This window comes from Sciscionella marina DSM 45152 (genome assembly GCF_000379465.1).
Taxonomy (GTDB): Bacteria; Actinomycetota; Actinomycetes; order Mycobacteriales; family Pseudonocardiaceae; genus Sciscionella; species Sciscionella marina.
The window spans coordinates 1-14865 of record NZ_KB905401.1 but is presented as its reverse complement, the minus strand read 5'-3'; the positions used below and the strand labels follow the sequence as shown (position 1 = coordinate 14865).

Below are 14865 nucleotides of genomic sequence, written 5' to 3'. Positions count from 1 at the left end.
GTTCAGGCCGAGGATCCCCCGTCCACTGGCAGGTTTACGCCGCTGATGTAGGCGGAATCAGGTCCGGCGAAGAATAACGCGGCGTTGGCGACGTCCTCAGGCTCCGCGAGCCGCCCAAGCGGAATTCCCTGCGCGAAGGTGTTGGCGGCATTGTCGGGTTCCATGTATCCGTTCATAAACTGCGCCCACATCGGGGTCTCGGAGGCGATGGGGCACACCGAGTTGACCCGGATCCCGTATGGTCCGAACTCTTTGGCCAGCGACCGAACAAGCATAGTTGCCGCCCCTTTGGATGCCTGGTAGGCGGACGCGTCGGGCCTACCTTTGAGCCCAGACAACGACGCGGTGAGGATGAACGATCCGCCACCCCGTGCTTGCAGTGCGGGCAGCGCCGCCCGCGCGCCGAGCCATGGTGCCCGAGCGTTGATGGCGACGAGCTTATCGAACTCGGAGGGGTCGATCTCGGCGATCCTGCGAAATGCCTGCGGAATGCCTGCGTTGGCCCAGAAGATGTCCAACCCACCATAGGTTTCGGTGGCAGTTCGGACAACTGCGATGTTGTCTTGCTCGGTGCCGACATCACAGCTGACCGCGACCGCACTGCCACCCTGGTCGACGATCTGCTCCGCCACTTCCTTCGCGCCGGCCTCGTTCAGGTCGGCCACAACGACTTTGGCGCCTTCCCTGGCGAAACGATGCGCTCCGGCCCGGCCCATTCCCGATGCCCCACCCGTGACGAGGGCAACCTTGTCCGCGAGTATCACAGTCGTTCTCCTTGTGCTGTCCGGTGTTCAGTGGATGATCACGTCGCTCAACGGCGCCTCGCTGCGCCTGCGCACTTCAACGTCGAGTGAGACGCCACAGGACGGGCACGCGTGCTGCGTGATCGTCATCGAAGAATCGAGGCGAACCAGCGGTAGCACTTCATCCGGCCTCAGTTCGATCCGGGCCGCATGTGACTTCCACGGTTCACCTGTCGGCCCCAATGAGGCCGAGCAGACGCCGCACCGGAAGTACTTCACTCCGTCGGATTCGACGACTTCCAGCGAGTCGCCCAATGTGAAAAGCGGTATCGCGCCTGCCGGGATTGCCTGCGCGGGAGAGTCAACGGTGCCGCGCTCGATGCGCGCGTTCATCATGGTGTGGCGCAGCTGTTCGGTTGCTGCGCTATCCACCGTGCCATCGACGAGCACCACGCCGTAGATCGTGTTCGCAGTGGCGACGGTGACCTTCTGCTTGCGCACATCTTCGGCGACCGAATGTGGGTCCCGATACAGCGGATCGCCGTAGCCGCCACCGCCCTGTGGCTCGACGTTGAGTACATCACCGGGGCTCATACCGAACAAAGAGGTCTTGGCCTCGAGGTCAACCCGCTCACCGCCGAGGTTGGACATTCCGGTGACCGGCGAACCCGCGTCGAACCGGTCGAAAACATCGGAGCGGCGGACCAACTGGTACCCGGCTCCGCTGCCCGGGTAGCCGCCGAAGATGCCCGCGCAGTTCGGCTGGGTGACGCCGTGGGTGGCCAGCGTCGCGCCGGTGGTGTCGGACAAGTACGGCGTGATACCCATCTCGATCGACACCCCACCCCTGTTGCGGCCCGGTCCGCCGGTGTCCGCCCGCTCACGACGCCACAGATACAGCGCGGGCACAGTATTCTCACGCATCTCCACATCCTGGATCTGGCCGCGGACGACGATGAACGCACCGCCGGTGTCCACGCCGTCACGGCTGGCGTAGGCGCCGCCGCCCCAGGCGATCAGGTCCAGGAACATGTCCCCGAACGGCTGGCCGAACCGGTCGATGCCACCGAAGTTCACCAGTGTCCATGAGCCATCGGTCATCCCCGTGCTTTCCTGGCCATACCGGGGATGTGCGGCGATCAGCTTGCCGATGGCGCCGATCACCGCGTGGCTTGCCGTCCAAGCTGCCGCCACCGATGACGCGCTGACCGGAGCCGGGGGCTCTGCCGCCAGCAGGCTGCCCGGCTTGAGCTTCACGTCGACGGGCTTGAGCACGCCTTCGTTCCAGCCTGGCGCGTCCATGCCGAGCAAGCCGAGCATCCCTGCTGCGATCGAACCGAGGGTCGCGGGCTCGGTGGCGTTGATGAACCCCGGTGCCTGTGGTGAGGTGTCGGTGAGATCGACGGTGAGCTGGTCACCTTCCTTGATCACCACGCAGACCGTCGAATAGATCTCGTTGTTGCGCCCGTCGTGGTCGATGTAGTCCCGGTGCGAGTAGCGCCCGTCGGGCAACTCAGACAGCGCTTTGCGCACCGCCGCTTCGCTCTGCTCGATGGCGGTCTTCATGGCACAGACGACGTTCGCCGCACCGTAGCGGTCACACACTTCGGTCAGCCGCCGCTGGGCAACCTGGTTGGCTGCCAGCATCGCGGTCATGTCCATGCCCAGCATGATCTCCAGGCGCGAGTTGTGCATCATCATGTCCCAGAGAGCCTGGTTGAACGTGCCTCGTTCCTTGAGCTTGCTCGGCGGGATCCGGTATCCCTCCTGGTACATGTTCTCGGCCTTCGGGCACCAGCTGCCCGGTTCCATACCGCCGACGTCTGCTTCGTGCGCGGTCGCCCCGGTCCAGCCTGCCAGCTTGTCCTCGTGGAAGAACGGTGCCACGACCTGCACGTCGTTCTGGTGGGCCGCGGCGATGAAGGGGTCGTTGCAGACGAACACATCGCCTTCGGCGATGTTGTCGCCGAACCTGGCCAGAATCTCTTTGACCATCCTTGCCATCGTGCCGACTGGGATCATGTAGTAGGTGCCGATGACGGCCACGTCCCCGTCGGGGGTATAGATCGAGACGTTGAAATCCCCGACGTGCACGACCGGCGAACCGGACGCGTGCATCATCGTGATGCACGCTTCGTCGTTGACACTCCAGAGCCGGTGTCGGATCACCTCATAGTCAGCCGCGCCGAGGTTATCGGCCGGTGTTTGGAACTTCAGTGGGGACGTGTCGATCGCCGTATCCGTCGTCACTGTCATGTCAGTTCTCCTTGGTGATGACGAGGTTGAGGAGGTCGTCGACAACGGCCCGCTGGCCTGAGTCGACGAAGGCGGTTGTCGTCGTGTAGTCGATCAGCGCAGGTCCGGTGACCGTGTCCTGCGACGCGAGGTTCTCCCCTTCGTAGACCGGCAGCGCGGTGTGCTCGCCGCGCAGGAAAACAGTGCGCTCACGAGCGGGTTCCACGCCCGCACCCGACCGAGGCCGATGACGTGACAACGCCGGTTTGGGGTTGCGGATCAGCGCCTGGGCCCGGAAGGTGACGATCTCGATTCCACTTGGTGCGTAAGCGGAGCCCTCACCGTAGAGCGACTCGTAGGCGCGGACGAAGCCATGCTTGAGGTCATCGACGTCCGCAGCGGTGAACGAGGTGTTCTGCACCGGTGCGGAAACTTCGTAGATCTGGCCACGGAACCGCATATCCAGTACGTGGTTGATCACGACCTCGCCTGGGTCGCCGCCCTGTCCGGCGAGCTCCTGCCGGGCTTGCGCGTCGAGCTGGTCGAAGATCTCGGTGATCTCGGTGTGGCTGAAATGTTCGGAGAATCGTTCGGCCAGCGGCGGCGCGGCCATCGGCTGCGAGCGCTCGGTGGTAACGCGCAAATCCGAGGTGGCGATACCGTACGCGGAGTGGCTGGCTGCCGTCGCGGGAACAATGATCGCCTTCGCACCGACCTCTTCGCCGTATCCCGCAGCATGCGTTGGGCCGGCGCCGCCGTATCCGAAGATGACGAACTCACGCGGATCGTAGCCCTGTTCGATGGTGGCGCGCCGGATCAGGTCGGCCATCTTGTTGTCCGTAATCGACTTGATCGCCTCGGCCGCTTCCTCGACGCTGACCCCGAGCGGAGTGGCAACCTTGTCCTTGACGGCCTGCCACGCGGCCCTGGCGTCGAGCTTGAGCCGTCCGCCGAGAAAATAGTCCGGGTCGATGATGCCGAGCACGACGTCGGCATCGGTGACTGTGGGATCCTCGCCACCCTGCGCGTAGCAGGCCGGTCCCGGTACCGCACCCGCACTTTCCGGCCCCACCTCGAGATAACCGTTGACCACCTTCGCGATGCTGCCACCACCGGCACCGATCGCCGATACCTTCACCGAGGACATTCCCGTCAGGTACTTGTCGATGATCGCCTCGGACGCGGTGTGCGGTTGCTGGTCGACCACGATTCCGACATCGAAGGAAGTGCCGCCCATATCGGCGGTGACAATGTTGGGCTGGTCGAGCAGTTCACCGAGATACGCCGACCCCGCGACCCCGCCCGCCGGACCGGACATCAGCGTTCCAGCGCCGCGCTCCATGCTCTTGGCGAAGGAAGCCAAACCACCGTGTGATTGCATGAGCAACGGCTCGACGCGCATCCCTTCCTGTTTGAGCCGTTCTGCCAAGGTACCGAGGCTGCGACTAAGTTCCGGGCCGACATAGGAGTTGATCACGGTGGTGACCGTGCGCTCATACTCCCTGATACGTGGCAGCAGTTCCGAGGACAGGGTCAGATACAGCCCGGGTGCCTCGGCTTCCACCACCTCGCGGATCAGCCGCTCGTGCACATCATTCTTGAACGACCACAGCAGTGATACCGCGATCGCCTCGGCTCCACCCTCGCGCAGATCCGCGACGGCGGCGGAAACCTCGTCGCGGGACAACTCTGCCAGCACAGTGCCGTTGACGTCGACCCGCTCATGCAGCTCGACGACCATGTCCCGCTCCACGATCGGAGCTGGCTTGACCAGCTTGCTGAACAGCTTGATTTCGGCTTCCGGGACGCCGGCGGTCCGCGATCCAGCACGTTGGATAAACATGGTATCGCCGAATCCGGCTGTTTGCAGCAGGCCGATCTTCGCGCCACGCCGCTGCACGAGGATATTCGTAGCCACGGTCGTGCCTTGCGAATAGATCTCGGTGTTCTCAAGTAGTTCACGCAGTTCGATGTCCTCTGCCGCTGCAGCCAGCCGCAGCGCGGCGATAATTCCTTCGCTCACATCGTTCGGCGTGGTCGGCGACTTGAATTGCGCCAGTCGACCAGTCTCCCGCTCGACGACGACGACATCGGTAAAAGTGCCTCCGACATCGCTCCCGATGCTATACGTGCTCATTCTGTCTCCTTTGACAGCTCCAGTTGGTGTATACGGACCAGCGACCCCGTCAGAGCCGCGTAGTCACCGTCTTCAGCTGCGCGTAGTGACGCAGCGCCTCGACACCCTTCTCCCGGCCGAACCCACTGGCTTTATAACCGCCGAACGGTGTCTCGACACCGCCAGCGAAGTACTCATTGACGAACACTTGGCCGGCTTCGAGTTGTGCGGCCACCCGATGTGCGCGGCTGATGTCTCGGGTCCAAACACCCGCTGCAAGCCCGTAGCGCGTGTCATTGGCGATCGACACCGCCTCCTCTTCCGAGGAGAATCGGATCGCACACAGCACCGGCCCGAAAATCTCTTCCTGAGCGATCCGCATCCCGTTGTTGACCTCACCGAAAATAGTCGGGCGAACGAATCGGCCCCGCTTCAGCTCACCCTGGTCGGCGATGCCACCACCGGCAAGCACGGCAGCGCCCTCTTCGCGGCCAAGCTGCAGATAGTCCTGGACCTTCTCGAACTGGTCGGCGGTAGCGAGTGGCCCCAGATCCGGGTCTTCCAGTCCGGGCGCGATACTGGCGGCCACGGCCCGCTGTGTCAGCTGCCCAAGCACTTCGTCGTAGACGCTGTCGTGCACCAACAGCCGCGAACCCGCCGAGCAGATCTGCCCAGTCTTCAATGTGAACGCGGTCCAAGCGCTGCGCGCGACCGCCTTCAGGTCGGCATCCGCGAACACGACATTGGGCGATTTGCCACCAAGTTCCAGCGTTACCGGAACCAATCGGTCAGCGGCCAATCGCATGATTTCACTGCCGGTAGCCACCGATCCGGTGAAGGCCACCTTCCGTACCAGCTCGTGACTGGCCAACGCGCGCCCAGCGTCTTCGCCGAAACCAGTCACCACGTTGAGCACACCGGGCGGAAGCCCGCACTCGAACGCGATCTCGGCCAGCCGCAGTGTGCTCAGCGGAGTATCCTCCGCGGGCTTGACCACCGCACAATTGCCGACCGCAAGCGCGGGCGCGAGCCCACGCGCAGCTTGCTGAAGCGGCGCGTTCCAGGGCAGCACAAATCCGATCACACCGAAAGGCTCATAAGCAGTGTAGGACAAGTAGTCCAGTCCCAGCGGGATCGTCTCTCCGTGTAGCTTGTCCGCCGCTCCAGCGAAGAATTCGAAATAGCGGGCCGCGACCTCGACATCCCCGCGGGACTGAGACAGCGGCTGACCGTTGTCCAAAGTCTCTGTACGGGCAAGCTCGTCCACCTCGGCACGCACCGCGGCAGCGATCCGCGTCAGGATGCGCCCCCGTTCGGCCGGGTGGATCTGACGCCAACCGGCAGCCGCCGCAGCTGCGGATCGCACCGCACGGTCGACATCCTCAGCCGTGGAACGAACGACTTCGGCCAGCACCGTTCCCGTGGCTGGATCGATTGTCGGATAGTAAGCACCATCGGCCTCCGCGTAGACCCCACCGACAAACAGTCCCAATCGCTTAACCATCGCACCTCTCTGTGCTCAACGTGGATCGGACTTCTCGCTTTGGCGGTGTTCCGGAGATCGGTACAGCGCCAAAGCGAGAGAACCTATACTCAACACACGCAACACGACTGTCAAGTCCGTACATATTCATGCAGTTCACAGCTCATTTTGAAACAACCCGAACCTGGTGCAACCGAGAGTTTCGAGCCCTTGCGCAACACCGCACAACATATGCTGTACCGTAGAGTGGTACACATACAAGGAGGTCCTGTGACCGCGCAGCACGGCATTGCAAGCGTGCGCACCACATTGCGGGTGCTCGAACACGTCGCCCAGCGACAACCCGTCGGCGTGTCCGAACTCGCACGCGCGATGGACTTACCCAAAACCACTGTCCAGCGATGCCTTGTCACTCTCCGAGAAGTCGGTTGGCTCCGGGTCGTCGACGATCAGAGTCGCTGGGCAGTGACCTCGAAACCCCTCGACATCGGCCTGCGCGCCGTTGGTAAAGATCAGATCCGAGCGATCGCCGACTCGTACCTCGAAGATCTGCGCGCCCGCACAGATGAGACGATCCACCTCACCGTGCGGCAAGGTGACTCGCTTATCATCATTTCCCGCAAAGACTCCCGGCAAGCCGTCCGCACCTACGTCGAGCTCGGCACGCGCGCCCCACTGCACGCGACCTCTTGCGGTCTGGCCACCCTGGCACAACTACCTGAAAACGAAGTCGAGAACATTATCAATCGTGGCCTCAATTCCTTTACCGGCACCACGATCCTCGACCCCACCGGGCTACGAGACGAGATCGAACGGACCCGCAAGCGCGGCTACTCGGTCAACGCGGCAGCATGGTGGCGCCCCCAGGTGTGCGCCGTCGGCTCCGCCATCCTCGACAACGAACGCTGCCCGATCGGCGCCATCGCGATCTCTATTCCCAGCAGTCGCTTCAACACCCTGCAGGTGCCATACTTAGGCTCCTGTGCCATCGAAACGACACAAGCGATCTCGCAGGCACTGCCGATCTAACCCTAGGAATCGAACCCGATCAGCGCACTCCTTCTTCGAAATCAACCAGACACTCCTGACCGGGACGCAGACCGTAGGAGAGGTCCTTGCTGGAGCGCACACTGCTGTCCCCGAACTGTTCCCGGTGGGCTTCGAAATCCTTGATCGGCGCGGTAAAAGCAGCCGGTTGAGAGTTGCACGAGGCTGCTCTGCAAGGCCAGTGCCCGGCGAATGCGGGTCGAGCGTCTTGATTTAGTTGGGCGTCCTACTATATGGTGTCCGAAGGTCCATGGTGTCTGGGAATCCGGTGTGAGTCCGGAGCGGTCCCGCCACTGTGACCGGGGAGCGGCGCTCCATCTGTGCAAGGCCACTGGCGTGAGCCGGGAAGGTCGGAGTTGTCGTTGATCCGGGAGCCAGGATACCGGCCGTGGATGTCCGTGTTCGTCCACGAGGATGGAGTTGAACGCATGCGGATTCGTCCTGCTTGCGTGCGAGAAATCGCCCTGCCCCAATAGTTGCGTGCCGTTTCGGCACACACGTCCGGCCTTCCTGCCGGGCGATGTCGTTCTGCTTTCCTTTTCCCGAAAGGCCAGTCATGCCAACCGAACTGCATCATTTTGTCGCCGGGAAGCTCGTTTCCGGTGTATCGGGCCGGTTTGCCGATGTGTTCGACCCGAGTACCGGTTCCGTCCAGGCCACGGTGCCGCTGGCCTCCGCGGCCGAGGTCACCGCAGCGGTCTCGGAGGCCGCGCAAGCCCAGGCTGAATGGGCGAGCTGGAATCCACAACGCCGTGCCCGGGTGCTGATGCGGTTCGTGGAACTCGTGCGCGCCGAGGAGGACAAGCTCGCCCGGCTGCTGTCCGCCGAGCACGGCAAAACCATCGCTGATTCGCGGGGCGACATTCAGCGGGGGCTGGATGTGGTGGAATTCGCCATCGGGGTCCCTCATCTGCTCAAGGGCGAGTACAGCGACAACGCGGGGACCGGGATCGATGTCTACTCGATGCGCCAGCCTCTCGGCGTGGTCGCGGGGATCACTCCGTTCAACTTCCCCGCGATGATTCCGCTCTGGAAGGCCGCCCCGGCGATCGCTTGTGGCAACGCGTTCGTGCTCAAACCGTCCGAGCGCGACCCGTCGGTGCCGTTGCGGCTGGCTGAGTTGTTCCTCGAGGCGGGTCTCCCTGCTGGGGTGTTCACTGTCCTCAACGGCGACAAGGAAGCGGTCGACGCGTTGTTGACCGATCCACGCGTGGAGGCGGTGGGGTTTGTTGGTTCGTCTGCGATCGCCGAGTACATTTATGCTACGGCGGCCGCGCAGGGTAAACGCGCTCAGTGCTTCGGCGGGGCGAAGAACCACATGATCGTCATGCCCGACGCCGACCTGGATCAGGCCGTGGATGCGCTCATCGGCGCGGGCTATGGCTCGGCGGGCGAGCGCTGCATGGCGGTCTCGGTGGCCGTACCGGTCGGGGAAGAAACCGGGGACGCACTGGTCGAACGACTTACCGAACGAGTGCGCGCCTTGAAGCTCGGCGCCGCGCATGACGAGACCGCGGACTTCGGTCCTCTGGTCACCGCGGACGCCCTGCGCCGCGTGCACGAGTATCTCGATATCGGTGTTGCCGAGGGCGCGGAGCTGGTCGTCGATGGCCGCGGTGTCACCGTGCCGGGCTACGAGAACGGTTTCTTCCTCGGTGGGTGCCTTTTCGACCGGGTGCGTCCGGAGATGCGGATCTACCGGGAGGAGATCTTCGGTCCGGTTCTCTCGGTCGTCCGCGCCACAGAATATGAGCAAGCGCTGCGGTTGCCGAGTGAACACGAATACGGCAACGGTGTTGCCGTATTCACCCGCGACGGAGATACGGCGCGTGATTTCACCACGCGGGTGGACACCGGCATGGTCGGGGTGAACGTGCCGATTCCGGTCCCGATCGCCTACCACACCTTCGGTGGGTGGAAACGGTCTGGTTTCGGTGACCTCAATCAGCACGGCCCGGACTCCATTCGCTTCTACACCAAGACCAAGACAGTCACATCCCGCTGGCCATCGGGTGTGAAGGAAGGCGCCAGCTTCGTCATCCCGACCATGCGATAGGAGCGGACATGCGACTGTCCGAGGAACAGCGCGCACTGCGCGACACGACAACCGAGTTCGCCGCCGAACATCTGGCACCGCACGCGGTGGAATGGGACCAGACCAAGCATTTCCCGGTCGAGGTACTGCGCAAGGCCGCACAGCTCGGACTCGGCGGCCTCTATCTCCCCGAGAAATTCGGTGGTGCGGCGCTGGGCCGGTGGGACGGGACGCTGGTGTTCGAAGCACTCGCGGGTGGTTGCCCGTCGATCGCCGCCTATGTCTCGATCCACAACATGGTGGCCACCATGATCGATCAATTCGGCGACGAGGCACAGCGCCACCGGTATCTGCCGGGAATGTCCACGATGGACTCGCCCGGCAGCTACTGCCTCACCGAACCCGATGCGGGGTCCGATGCGGGCGCACTGTCTACCAGGGCTCGCCGCGAGGGCGAGCATTATGTGCTCGACGGGTTCAAGCAGTTCATCTCCGGCGCGGGGCACTCGGAGGTGTATGTCGTGTTCGCCCGCACCGGTGGGCCCGGGCCACACGGGATCTCGGCGTTCATCCTCGACCGGGACACCCCAGGGCTCTCGTTCGGACCGAATGAACACAAAATGGGGTGGAACGCCCAGCCGACCCGGCAGGTGATCCTGGACAGCGCCCGCGTCCCGGCGGCCGCCCTCCTCGGCACGGAGAACGGCGGATTCGGGATCGCGATGTCGGCTCTGGACGGTGGGCGGCTCAACATCGGGGCCTGCTCACTGGGCGGAGCCGAAGCCGCGCTCGGGATGGCGGTACGGCATCTGTCCGAACGGTCCGCATTCGGCGCCAGACTCAGCCAAGCCCAGGCGCTGCAATTCCGCCTGGCCGATATGCGCACCGACCTCGAGGCGGCCCGGTCCCTGCTCTGGCGGGCGGCCACGGCACTCGACCAGGATGCGGAGGAAGCCACGCATCTTTCGGCGATGGCCAAGCGAATCTGCACCGACACCGGATTCGAGGTCGCCAATCAGGCGCTGCAACTGCACGGCGGCTACGGCTACCTGGCCGAGTACGGCCTCGAGAAGATCGTCCGCGACCTGCGGGTGCACCAGATCCTGGAAGGAACCAACGAAATCATGCGGGTCATCATCTCCCGCCGGATGCTGGCGGAGGCCGCCTGATGAGCGATGTCGAATTCCTCGTCCACAGCGGGATCGGCCATATCCGGCTGAACCGGCCACGCGCACTCAATGCGCTGACCCACGACATGGTGAGTGCCATCACGGCCCAGCTTGCGCAGTGGCGCGATGCCCCGGCGGTCAGGGCGGTTCTGGTCGACGGCGCGGGTGACCGGGGACTGTGCGCCGGAGGTGACATTCGGTCGATCTATGACGATGCCCGCGCCGGGGGCAGCGCCTCGCTCGAGTTCTGGGCCGACGAATACCGGCTCAACGCCAGCATTGCCGGCTACCCGAAGCCCTACATCGCGATCATGGACGGACTGGTGATGGGCGGAGGCGTCGGTATCTCCGCGCATGGCAGCCACCGGATCGTCACCGAACGGACCCGGATCGGCATGCCCGAAGTCGGGATCGGTTTCGTCCCCGACGTCGGCGGTACCTACCTGCTCTCCCGAACCCCAGGCGAGCTCGGCACCCATATCGCGCTCACCACGGCCCAGATCACCGGCGCCGACGCGATCCACTGTGGACTCGCCGACCACTACCTACCCACCGACCGGCTCCCGGATCTATTCGATGCCCTCGCCTCGAGTGTTCCCCAGACCGCGCTCGCCACGATTGCCGAACCGGCACCATCGAGTGCCCTCGCGGACGAGAGCACCTGGATCGAGCACTGCTACACCGCCGACACAGTCACAGAAATCCTCGCCAGGCTCAAACAGAGTGGTGACCACGCGGCCGCCGCGGCTACGGAGATCGAAACGAAATCCCCAACCTCGCTCACAGTGACGCTACGCGCGCTACGCTCCGCAGCGAAACTACCGGATCTGGAAGCCGTGCTGACCCAGGAATACCGCATATCGCATCGGGCCTTCCGGTCCGCCGAGTTCGTCGAAGGCATCCGCGCCCAGATCATCGACAAAGACCGCGCGCCACGCTGGTCCCCAGCCACCCTCGCCGAGATCGACAAGGACCTCGTGGACAGTTACTTCGCCGATCTCGGCGCGAACGAATTGACGGGAGTGACACGATGAGCATCGCCTTCCTCGGCCTGGGCAACATGGGAAACCCGATGGCGGCGAACCTGCTGGCCTCAGGGGCGGACGTGATCGGATACGACCCCGCCGAGCAGGCCCGTGCCACCGCGACCGGCAACGAAATCACGCTCGCCGACACCACGCGGGCCGCGGTCGCCCAGGCGGAAGTGGTGATCACCATGCTACCCAGCGGTGACCACGTGCTCGACTGCTACCGCGAAATCCTTCCTGCCGTGCAGCCAGGGGCACTGTTCCTGGAGTGTTCCACCATCGATGTGGATGCTGCCCGCGAAGCCGCGGAACTCGCCACCGCGGCGGGACATCTCAGTGCCGACGCACCCGTGTCCGGCGGCGTCGTCGGAGCCGAAGCCGGAACACTCACGTTCATGGTCGGCGGCACCAGCGAAGCCTTCACCGTCGCCGAACCACATCTACAGCACATGGGCGCCCGCGCCATCCACTGCGGTGGGCCCGGTGCCGGACAGGCCGCCAAGGCATGCAACAACCTCATCCTCGGGATCTCCATGATCGGCGTCGCCGAAGCCTTCGTCCTCGGCGAACGACTCGGACTCACCCACCAAGCCCTGTTCGACGTCGCCTCCACCGCCTCCGGCCAATGCTGGGCACTAACCACCAACTGCCCCGTCCCCGGACCCGTACCGACCAGCCCAGCCAACCGGAACTACACCGCAGGGTTCGCAGCCGGGCTCATGCTCAAAGACCTCCGCCTCGCCAACACAGCCGCACAAGCCCAGGACGTCGACACAGCGCTCGGCAAGCACGCCCGCGAACTCTACGACACCTTCGTCGGCAAACACGGACCACACCAGGACTTCTCGGCCATCATCAACGCCATCCGCGACAAACAACTCGACGATGCCAAAATCGACGAAGACCAACTCGACAAGGACAACACGAAATGACCAACTACCAAACCATCATCCTCGACCACCCCGCCGAGCGAGTCGCCCGCATCACCCTCAACCGACCCCACGCGCTCAACGCACTCAACCAGGAAACAATGCGCGAGCTCACCGGGCTCGCCACCGAACTCGACCGCCACCCCGACATCGGCACCATCCTGCTGACCGGATCAACGAAAGCCTTCGCCGCGGGCGCCGACATCAAAGAAATGGCACCCCAAAGCTTCAGCGAGGTCTACACGGCAGACTGGTTCGCCGGCTGGGACACCCTCACCCGCATCCGCACCCCACTGATCGCCGCCGTCGCCGGATACGCACTCGGCGGCGGCTGCGAACTCGCCATGCTCTGCGACATCCTCATCGCCGCCGACACCGCCAAATTCGGACAACCAGAAATCACCCTCGGCGTCATTCCCGGCATGGGCGGATCCCAACGCCTCACCCGCGCCATCGGCAAACCCAAAGCCATGGACCTCTGCCTCACCGGCCGCACCATCAACGCCACCGAAGCCGAACGCGCCGGACTCATCTCCCGCCTCGTCCCCGCCGAGAAACTCCTCAACGAAGCCCTCACCATCGCCACCACCATCGCAAGCATGTCGAAACCAGCAACCCAAATAGCCAAAGAAGCCATCAACCGAGCCTTCGAAACCACCCTCACCGAAGGAATCCTCTTCGAACGCCGCACCTTCCACGCCACCTTCGCCACCCACGACCAAAAAGAAGGCATGCAAGCCTTCACCGAAAAACGCCAACCAAACTTCAAACACCAATAACACCAGCACGCCGGGACTGGTCGCCGGGTCTGTTGCAAGATCGGGTGACAAGTGAGATGGCTTGGCCGATGGTCGGGCTGGAAGGATGTCACTGTGCCGAAGCCTTATCCCCGTGAGTTCGGTGAGGACGTTGTCCGCGTTGCTCGGCAGCGTGAGTCGGGTGTGACGCTCGAGCAGGTTGCCGCCGATTTCGGCGTGCATCCGATGACGCTGTCGGAGTGGATGCGACAGTCGGATGTGGACGATGGTGTCAAGCCCGGCGCTAGCTCGAGTGAGAACGCCGAGTTGCGCGCCGTGAAGCGTCGGATCCGGTTGCTGGAGCAAGAAAACGAGGTGCTCCGCCGCGCGGCTGCGTATTTGTCGCAGTCGAACCTGCCGGGAAAATGATTTACCCGCTCGTCCGTGGGTTGGCCGCCGACGGCATCCCCGTCGCGGTGACGTGCCGGGTGCTCAAGATCGCTGGGCAGCCGTATTACCGGTGGCTGGCCCGGCCGGTCACCGACGCAGAGCTGGCCGAGGCGTATCTGGCGAACGCGGTGTTCGATGCGCACCGCGACGACCCCGAGTTCGGTTACCGGTTCCTGGCCGACGAAGCCGCCGCGGCCGGGTATCGGGCAGCGGAGCGGACCGTGTGGCGGATCTGCCGGGATAACCGCTGGTGGAGCGCGTTCGGTAAGAAACGCGGCGGCAACGGCAAACGGTCGGGGGCGTCGGCGCACGACGACCTCGTCCAGCGTGATTTCACTGCCAAGGGCCCGAACCAGCTCTGGCTCACGGATTTGACCGAGCATCGCACCGCTTGAGTTCTAACCGTCGTCGCAACACCTTGACGGGATGGTGGTGTGGATGGTCGCGAATGCGGGGCGGGTTGGTTCGTCGCATAGGGTTGCGGACTGGGTGCGGGTCGAGTTTTTCCGGAGGCTTGATCGTGGTGGAACGGTCCGTGTGATCGCTGTTGAGGTCGGGGTGAGTGAATCGGTTGCTTACCGGTGGCGACGCGAGGCGGGTATGTCGCGTCCGCNCAAGCGGCNGCGCTCGTATACGCAGGCGGATAAGGATGAGTTTTTCNGACGTTTGAAGGAAAATCCTAACGTTGCCGCTGTCGCCGTAGAGCTGGAATTCGTTGCGGTGACGTGTTACAAGTGGGTTCGCGAAGCGGGAATGACCACCCGGCGTGATATGNGNGCCCTACGGGAGGAATTCTTCGCCCTGCGTGCTCGCGGTGTGATTCGTGCGCACGCCGCGCGTTGTGTGGGGATCGATAAACGGGTAGCTCAGGATTGGGATAAAGGGATCCGCCA

12 protein-coding genes and 1 riboswitch are annotated in these 14865 nt (G+C 63.9%); of the genes, 8 read left to right on the top strand and 4 right to left on the bottom strand.

Features of this window, described 5'->3' with window-relative positions; translation table 11 throughout:
- Positions 1 to 2: 2 nt before the first annotated feature.
- The 4 genes from A37U_RS0124020 to A37U_RS0124005 are packed head-to-tail and all read right to left on the bottom strand — an operon-like array spanning position 3 to position 6598.
- Positions 3 to 764: an SDR family oxidoreductase gene (locus tag A37U_RS0124020; RefSeq protein ID WP_026197541.1), complete on the bottom strand. Its 762-nt coding sequence runs from the start codon at positions 762 to 764 to the stop codon at positions 3 to 5.
- A gap of 27 nt (positions 765 to 791) precedes the next feature.
- Entirely contained in the window at positions 792 to 3044 is a 2253-nt protein-coding gene (locus A37U_RS45040; protein WP_157183006.1) for a hydantoinase B/oxoprolinase family protein, read from the bottom strand.
- The gene (locus A37U_RS0124010) at positions 3001 to 5115 is read right to left on the bottom strand and encodes a hydantoinase/oxoprolinase family protein (protein WP_020499219.1); all 2115 of its coding nucleotides are present in this window, start codon (positions 5113 to 5115) and stop codon (positions 3001 to 3003) included. The genes A37U_RS45040 and A37U_RS0124010 overlap by 44 nt, the downstream gene beginning before the upstream one ends.
- Before the next feature lie 49 nt (positions 5116 to 5164).
- Positions 5165 to 6598 carry an aldehyde dehydrogenase family protein gene (locus tag A37U_RS0124005; RefSeq protein WP_026197540.1) on the bottom strand — a complete coding sequence of 478 codons (1434 nt, stop codon included), beginning with the start codon at positions 6596 to 6598 and terminating at the stop codon, positions 5165 to 5167.
- Positions 6599 to 6847: 249 nt separating this feature from the next.
- Between A37U_RS0124005 and A37U_RS0124000 the strand changes: the two genes are divergently transcribed.
- The 8 genes from A37U_RS0124000 to A37U_RS53075 all read left to right on the top strand — a co-directional run bounded on the left by A37U_RS0124000 (position 6848) and on the right by A37U_RS53075 (position 14367).
- Entirely contained in the window at positions 6848 to 7606 is a 759-nt protein-coding gene (locus A37U_RS0124000) for an IclR family transcriptional regulator (protein ID WP_020499217.1), read from the top strand.
- Positions 7607 to 7858: 252 nt separating this feature from the next.
- Positions 7859 to 8029, top strand: a riboswitch (cobalamin riboswitch).
- A gap of 151 nt (positions 8030 to 8180) precedes the next feature.
- Positions 8181 to 9680: a CoA-acylating methylmalonate-semialdehyde dehydrogenase gene (locus A37U_RS0123995; RefSeq protein ID WP_020499216.1), complete on the top strand. Its 1500-nt coding sequence runs from the start codon at positions 8181 to 8183 to the stop codon at positions 9678 to 9680.
- Positions 9681 to 9688: 8 nt separating this feature from the next.
- Positions 9689 to 10828 (top strand): acyl-CoA dehydrogenase family protein, encoded by a 1140-nt coding sequence (locus tag A37U_RS0123990; protein WP_020499215.1) that lies wholly within the window; start codon positions 9689 to 9691, stop codon positions 10826 to 10828.
- On the top strand, positions 10828 to 11862 hold the full coding sequence (locus A37U_RS0123985; RefSeq protein WP_020499214.1) for an enoyl-CoA hydratase/isomerase family protein: 1035 nt from the start codon (positions 10828 to 10830) through the stop codon (positions 11860 to 11862). Before A37U_RS0123990 ends, A37U_RS0123985 begins: the two co-directional genes overlap by 1 nt.
- Positions 11859 to 12788, top strand: coding sequence for a 3-hydroxyisobutyrate dehydrogenase (mmsB, locus tag A37U_RS0123980; RefSeq protein ID WP_020499213.1), 930 nt, complete (start codon positions 11859 to 11861; stop codon positions 12786 to 12788). The genes A37U_RS0123985 and mmsB overlap by 4 nt, the downstream gene beginning before the upstream one ends.
- Complete coding sequence (locus A37U_RS0123975; RefSeq protein ID WP_020499212.1) at positions 12785 to 13564, top strand: enoyl-CoA hydratase; 780 nt, start codon at positions 12785 to 12787, stop codon at positions 13562 to 13564. Before mmsB ends, A37U_RS0123975 begins: the two co-directional genes overlap by 4 nt.
- A 93-nt stretch (positions 13565 to 13657) precedes the next feature.
- The gene (locus A37U_RS0123970; RefSeq protein ID WP_020499211.1) at positions 13658 to 13951 is read left to right on the top strand and encodes a transposase; all 294 of its coding nucleotides are present in this window, start codon (positions 13658 to 13660) and stop codon (positions 13949 to 13951) included.
- Between the two features lie 20 nt (positions 13952 to 13971).
- Positions 13972 to 14367: a hypothetical protein gene (locus A37U_RS53075; protein WP_205623007.1), complete on the top strand. Its 396-nt coding sequence runs from the start codon at positions 13972 to 13974 to the stop codon at positions 14365 to 14367.
- Positions 14368 to 14865: the final 498 nt, after the last annotated feature.

Excerpts from the sequence above, each read along its gene's own strand:
- A37U_RS0123990 (WP_020499215.1), top strand. The coding sequence starts at position 9,689 with ATGCGACTGTCCGAGGAACAGCGCGCACTGCGCGACACGACAACCGAG.
- mmsB (WP_020499213.1), top strand. The coding sequence starts at position 11,859 with ATGAGCATCGCCTTCCTCGGCCTGGGCAACATGGGAAACCCGATGGCG.
- A37U_RS0123975 (WP_020499212.1), top strand. The coding sequence starts at position 12,785 with ATGACCAACTACCAAACCATCATCCTCGACCACCCCGCCGAGCGAGTC.
- A37U_RS0123995 (WP_020499216.1), top strand. The coding sequence starts at position 8,181 with ATGCCAACCGAACTGCATCATTTTGTCGCCGGGAAGCTCGTTTCCGGT.
- A37U_RS0124005 (WP_026197540.1), bottom strand. The coding sequence starts at position 6,598 with ATGGTTAAGCGATTGGGACTGTTTGTCGGTGGGGTCTACGCGGAGGCC.
- A37U_RS0123985 (WP_020499214.1), top strand. The coding sequence starts at position 10,828 with ATGAGCGATGTCGAATTCCTCGTCCACAGCGGGATCGGCCATATCCGG.
- A37U_RS0124010 (WP_020499219.1), bottom strand. The coding sequence starts at position 5,115 with ATGAGCACGTATAGCATCGGGAGCGATGTCGGAGGCACTTTTACCGAT.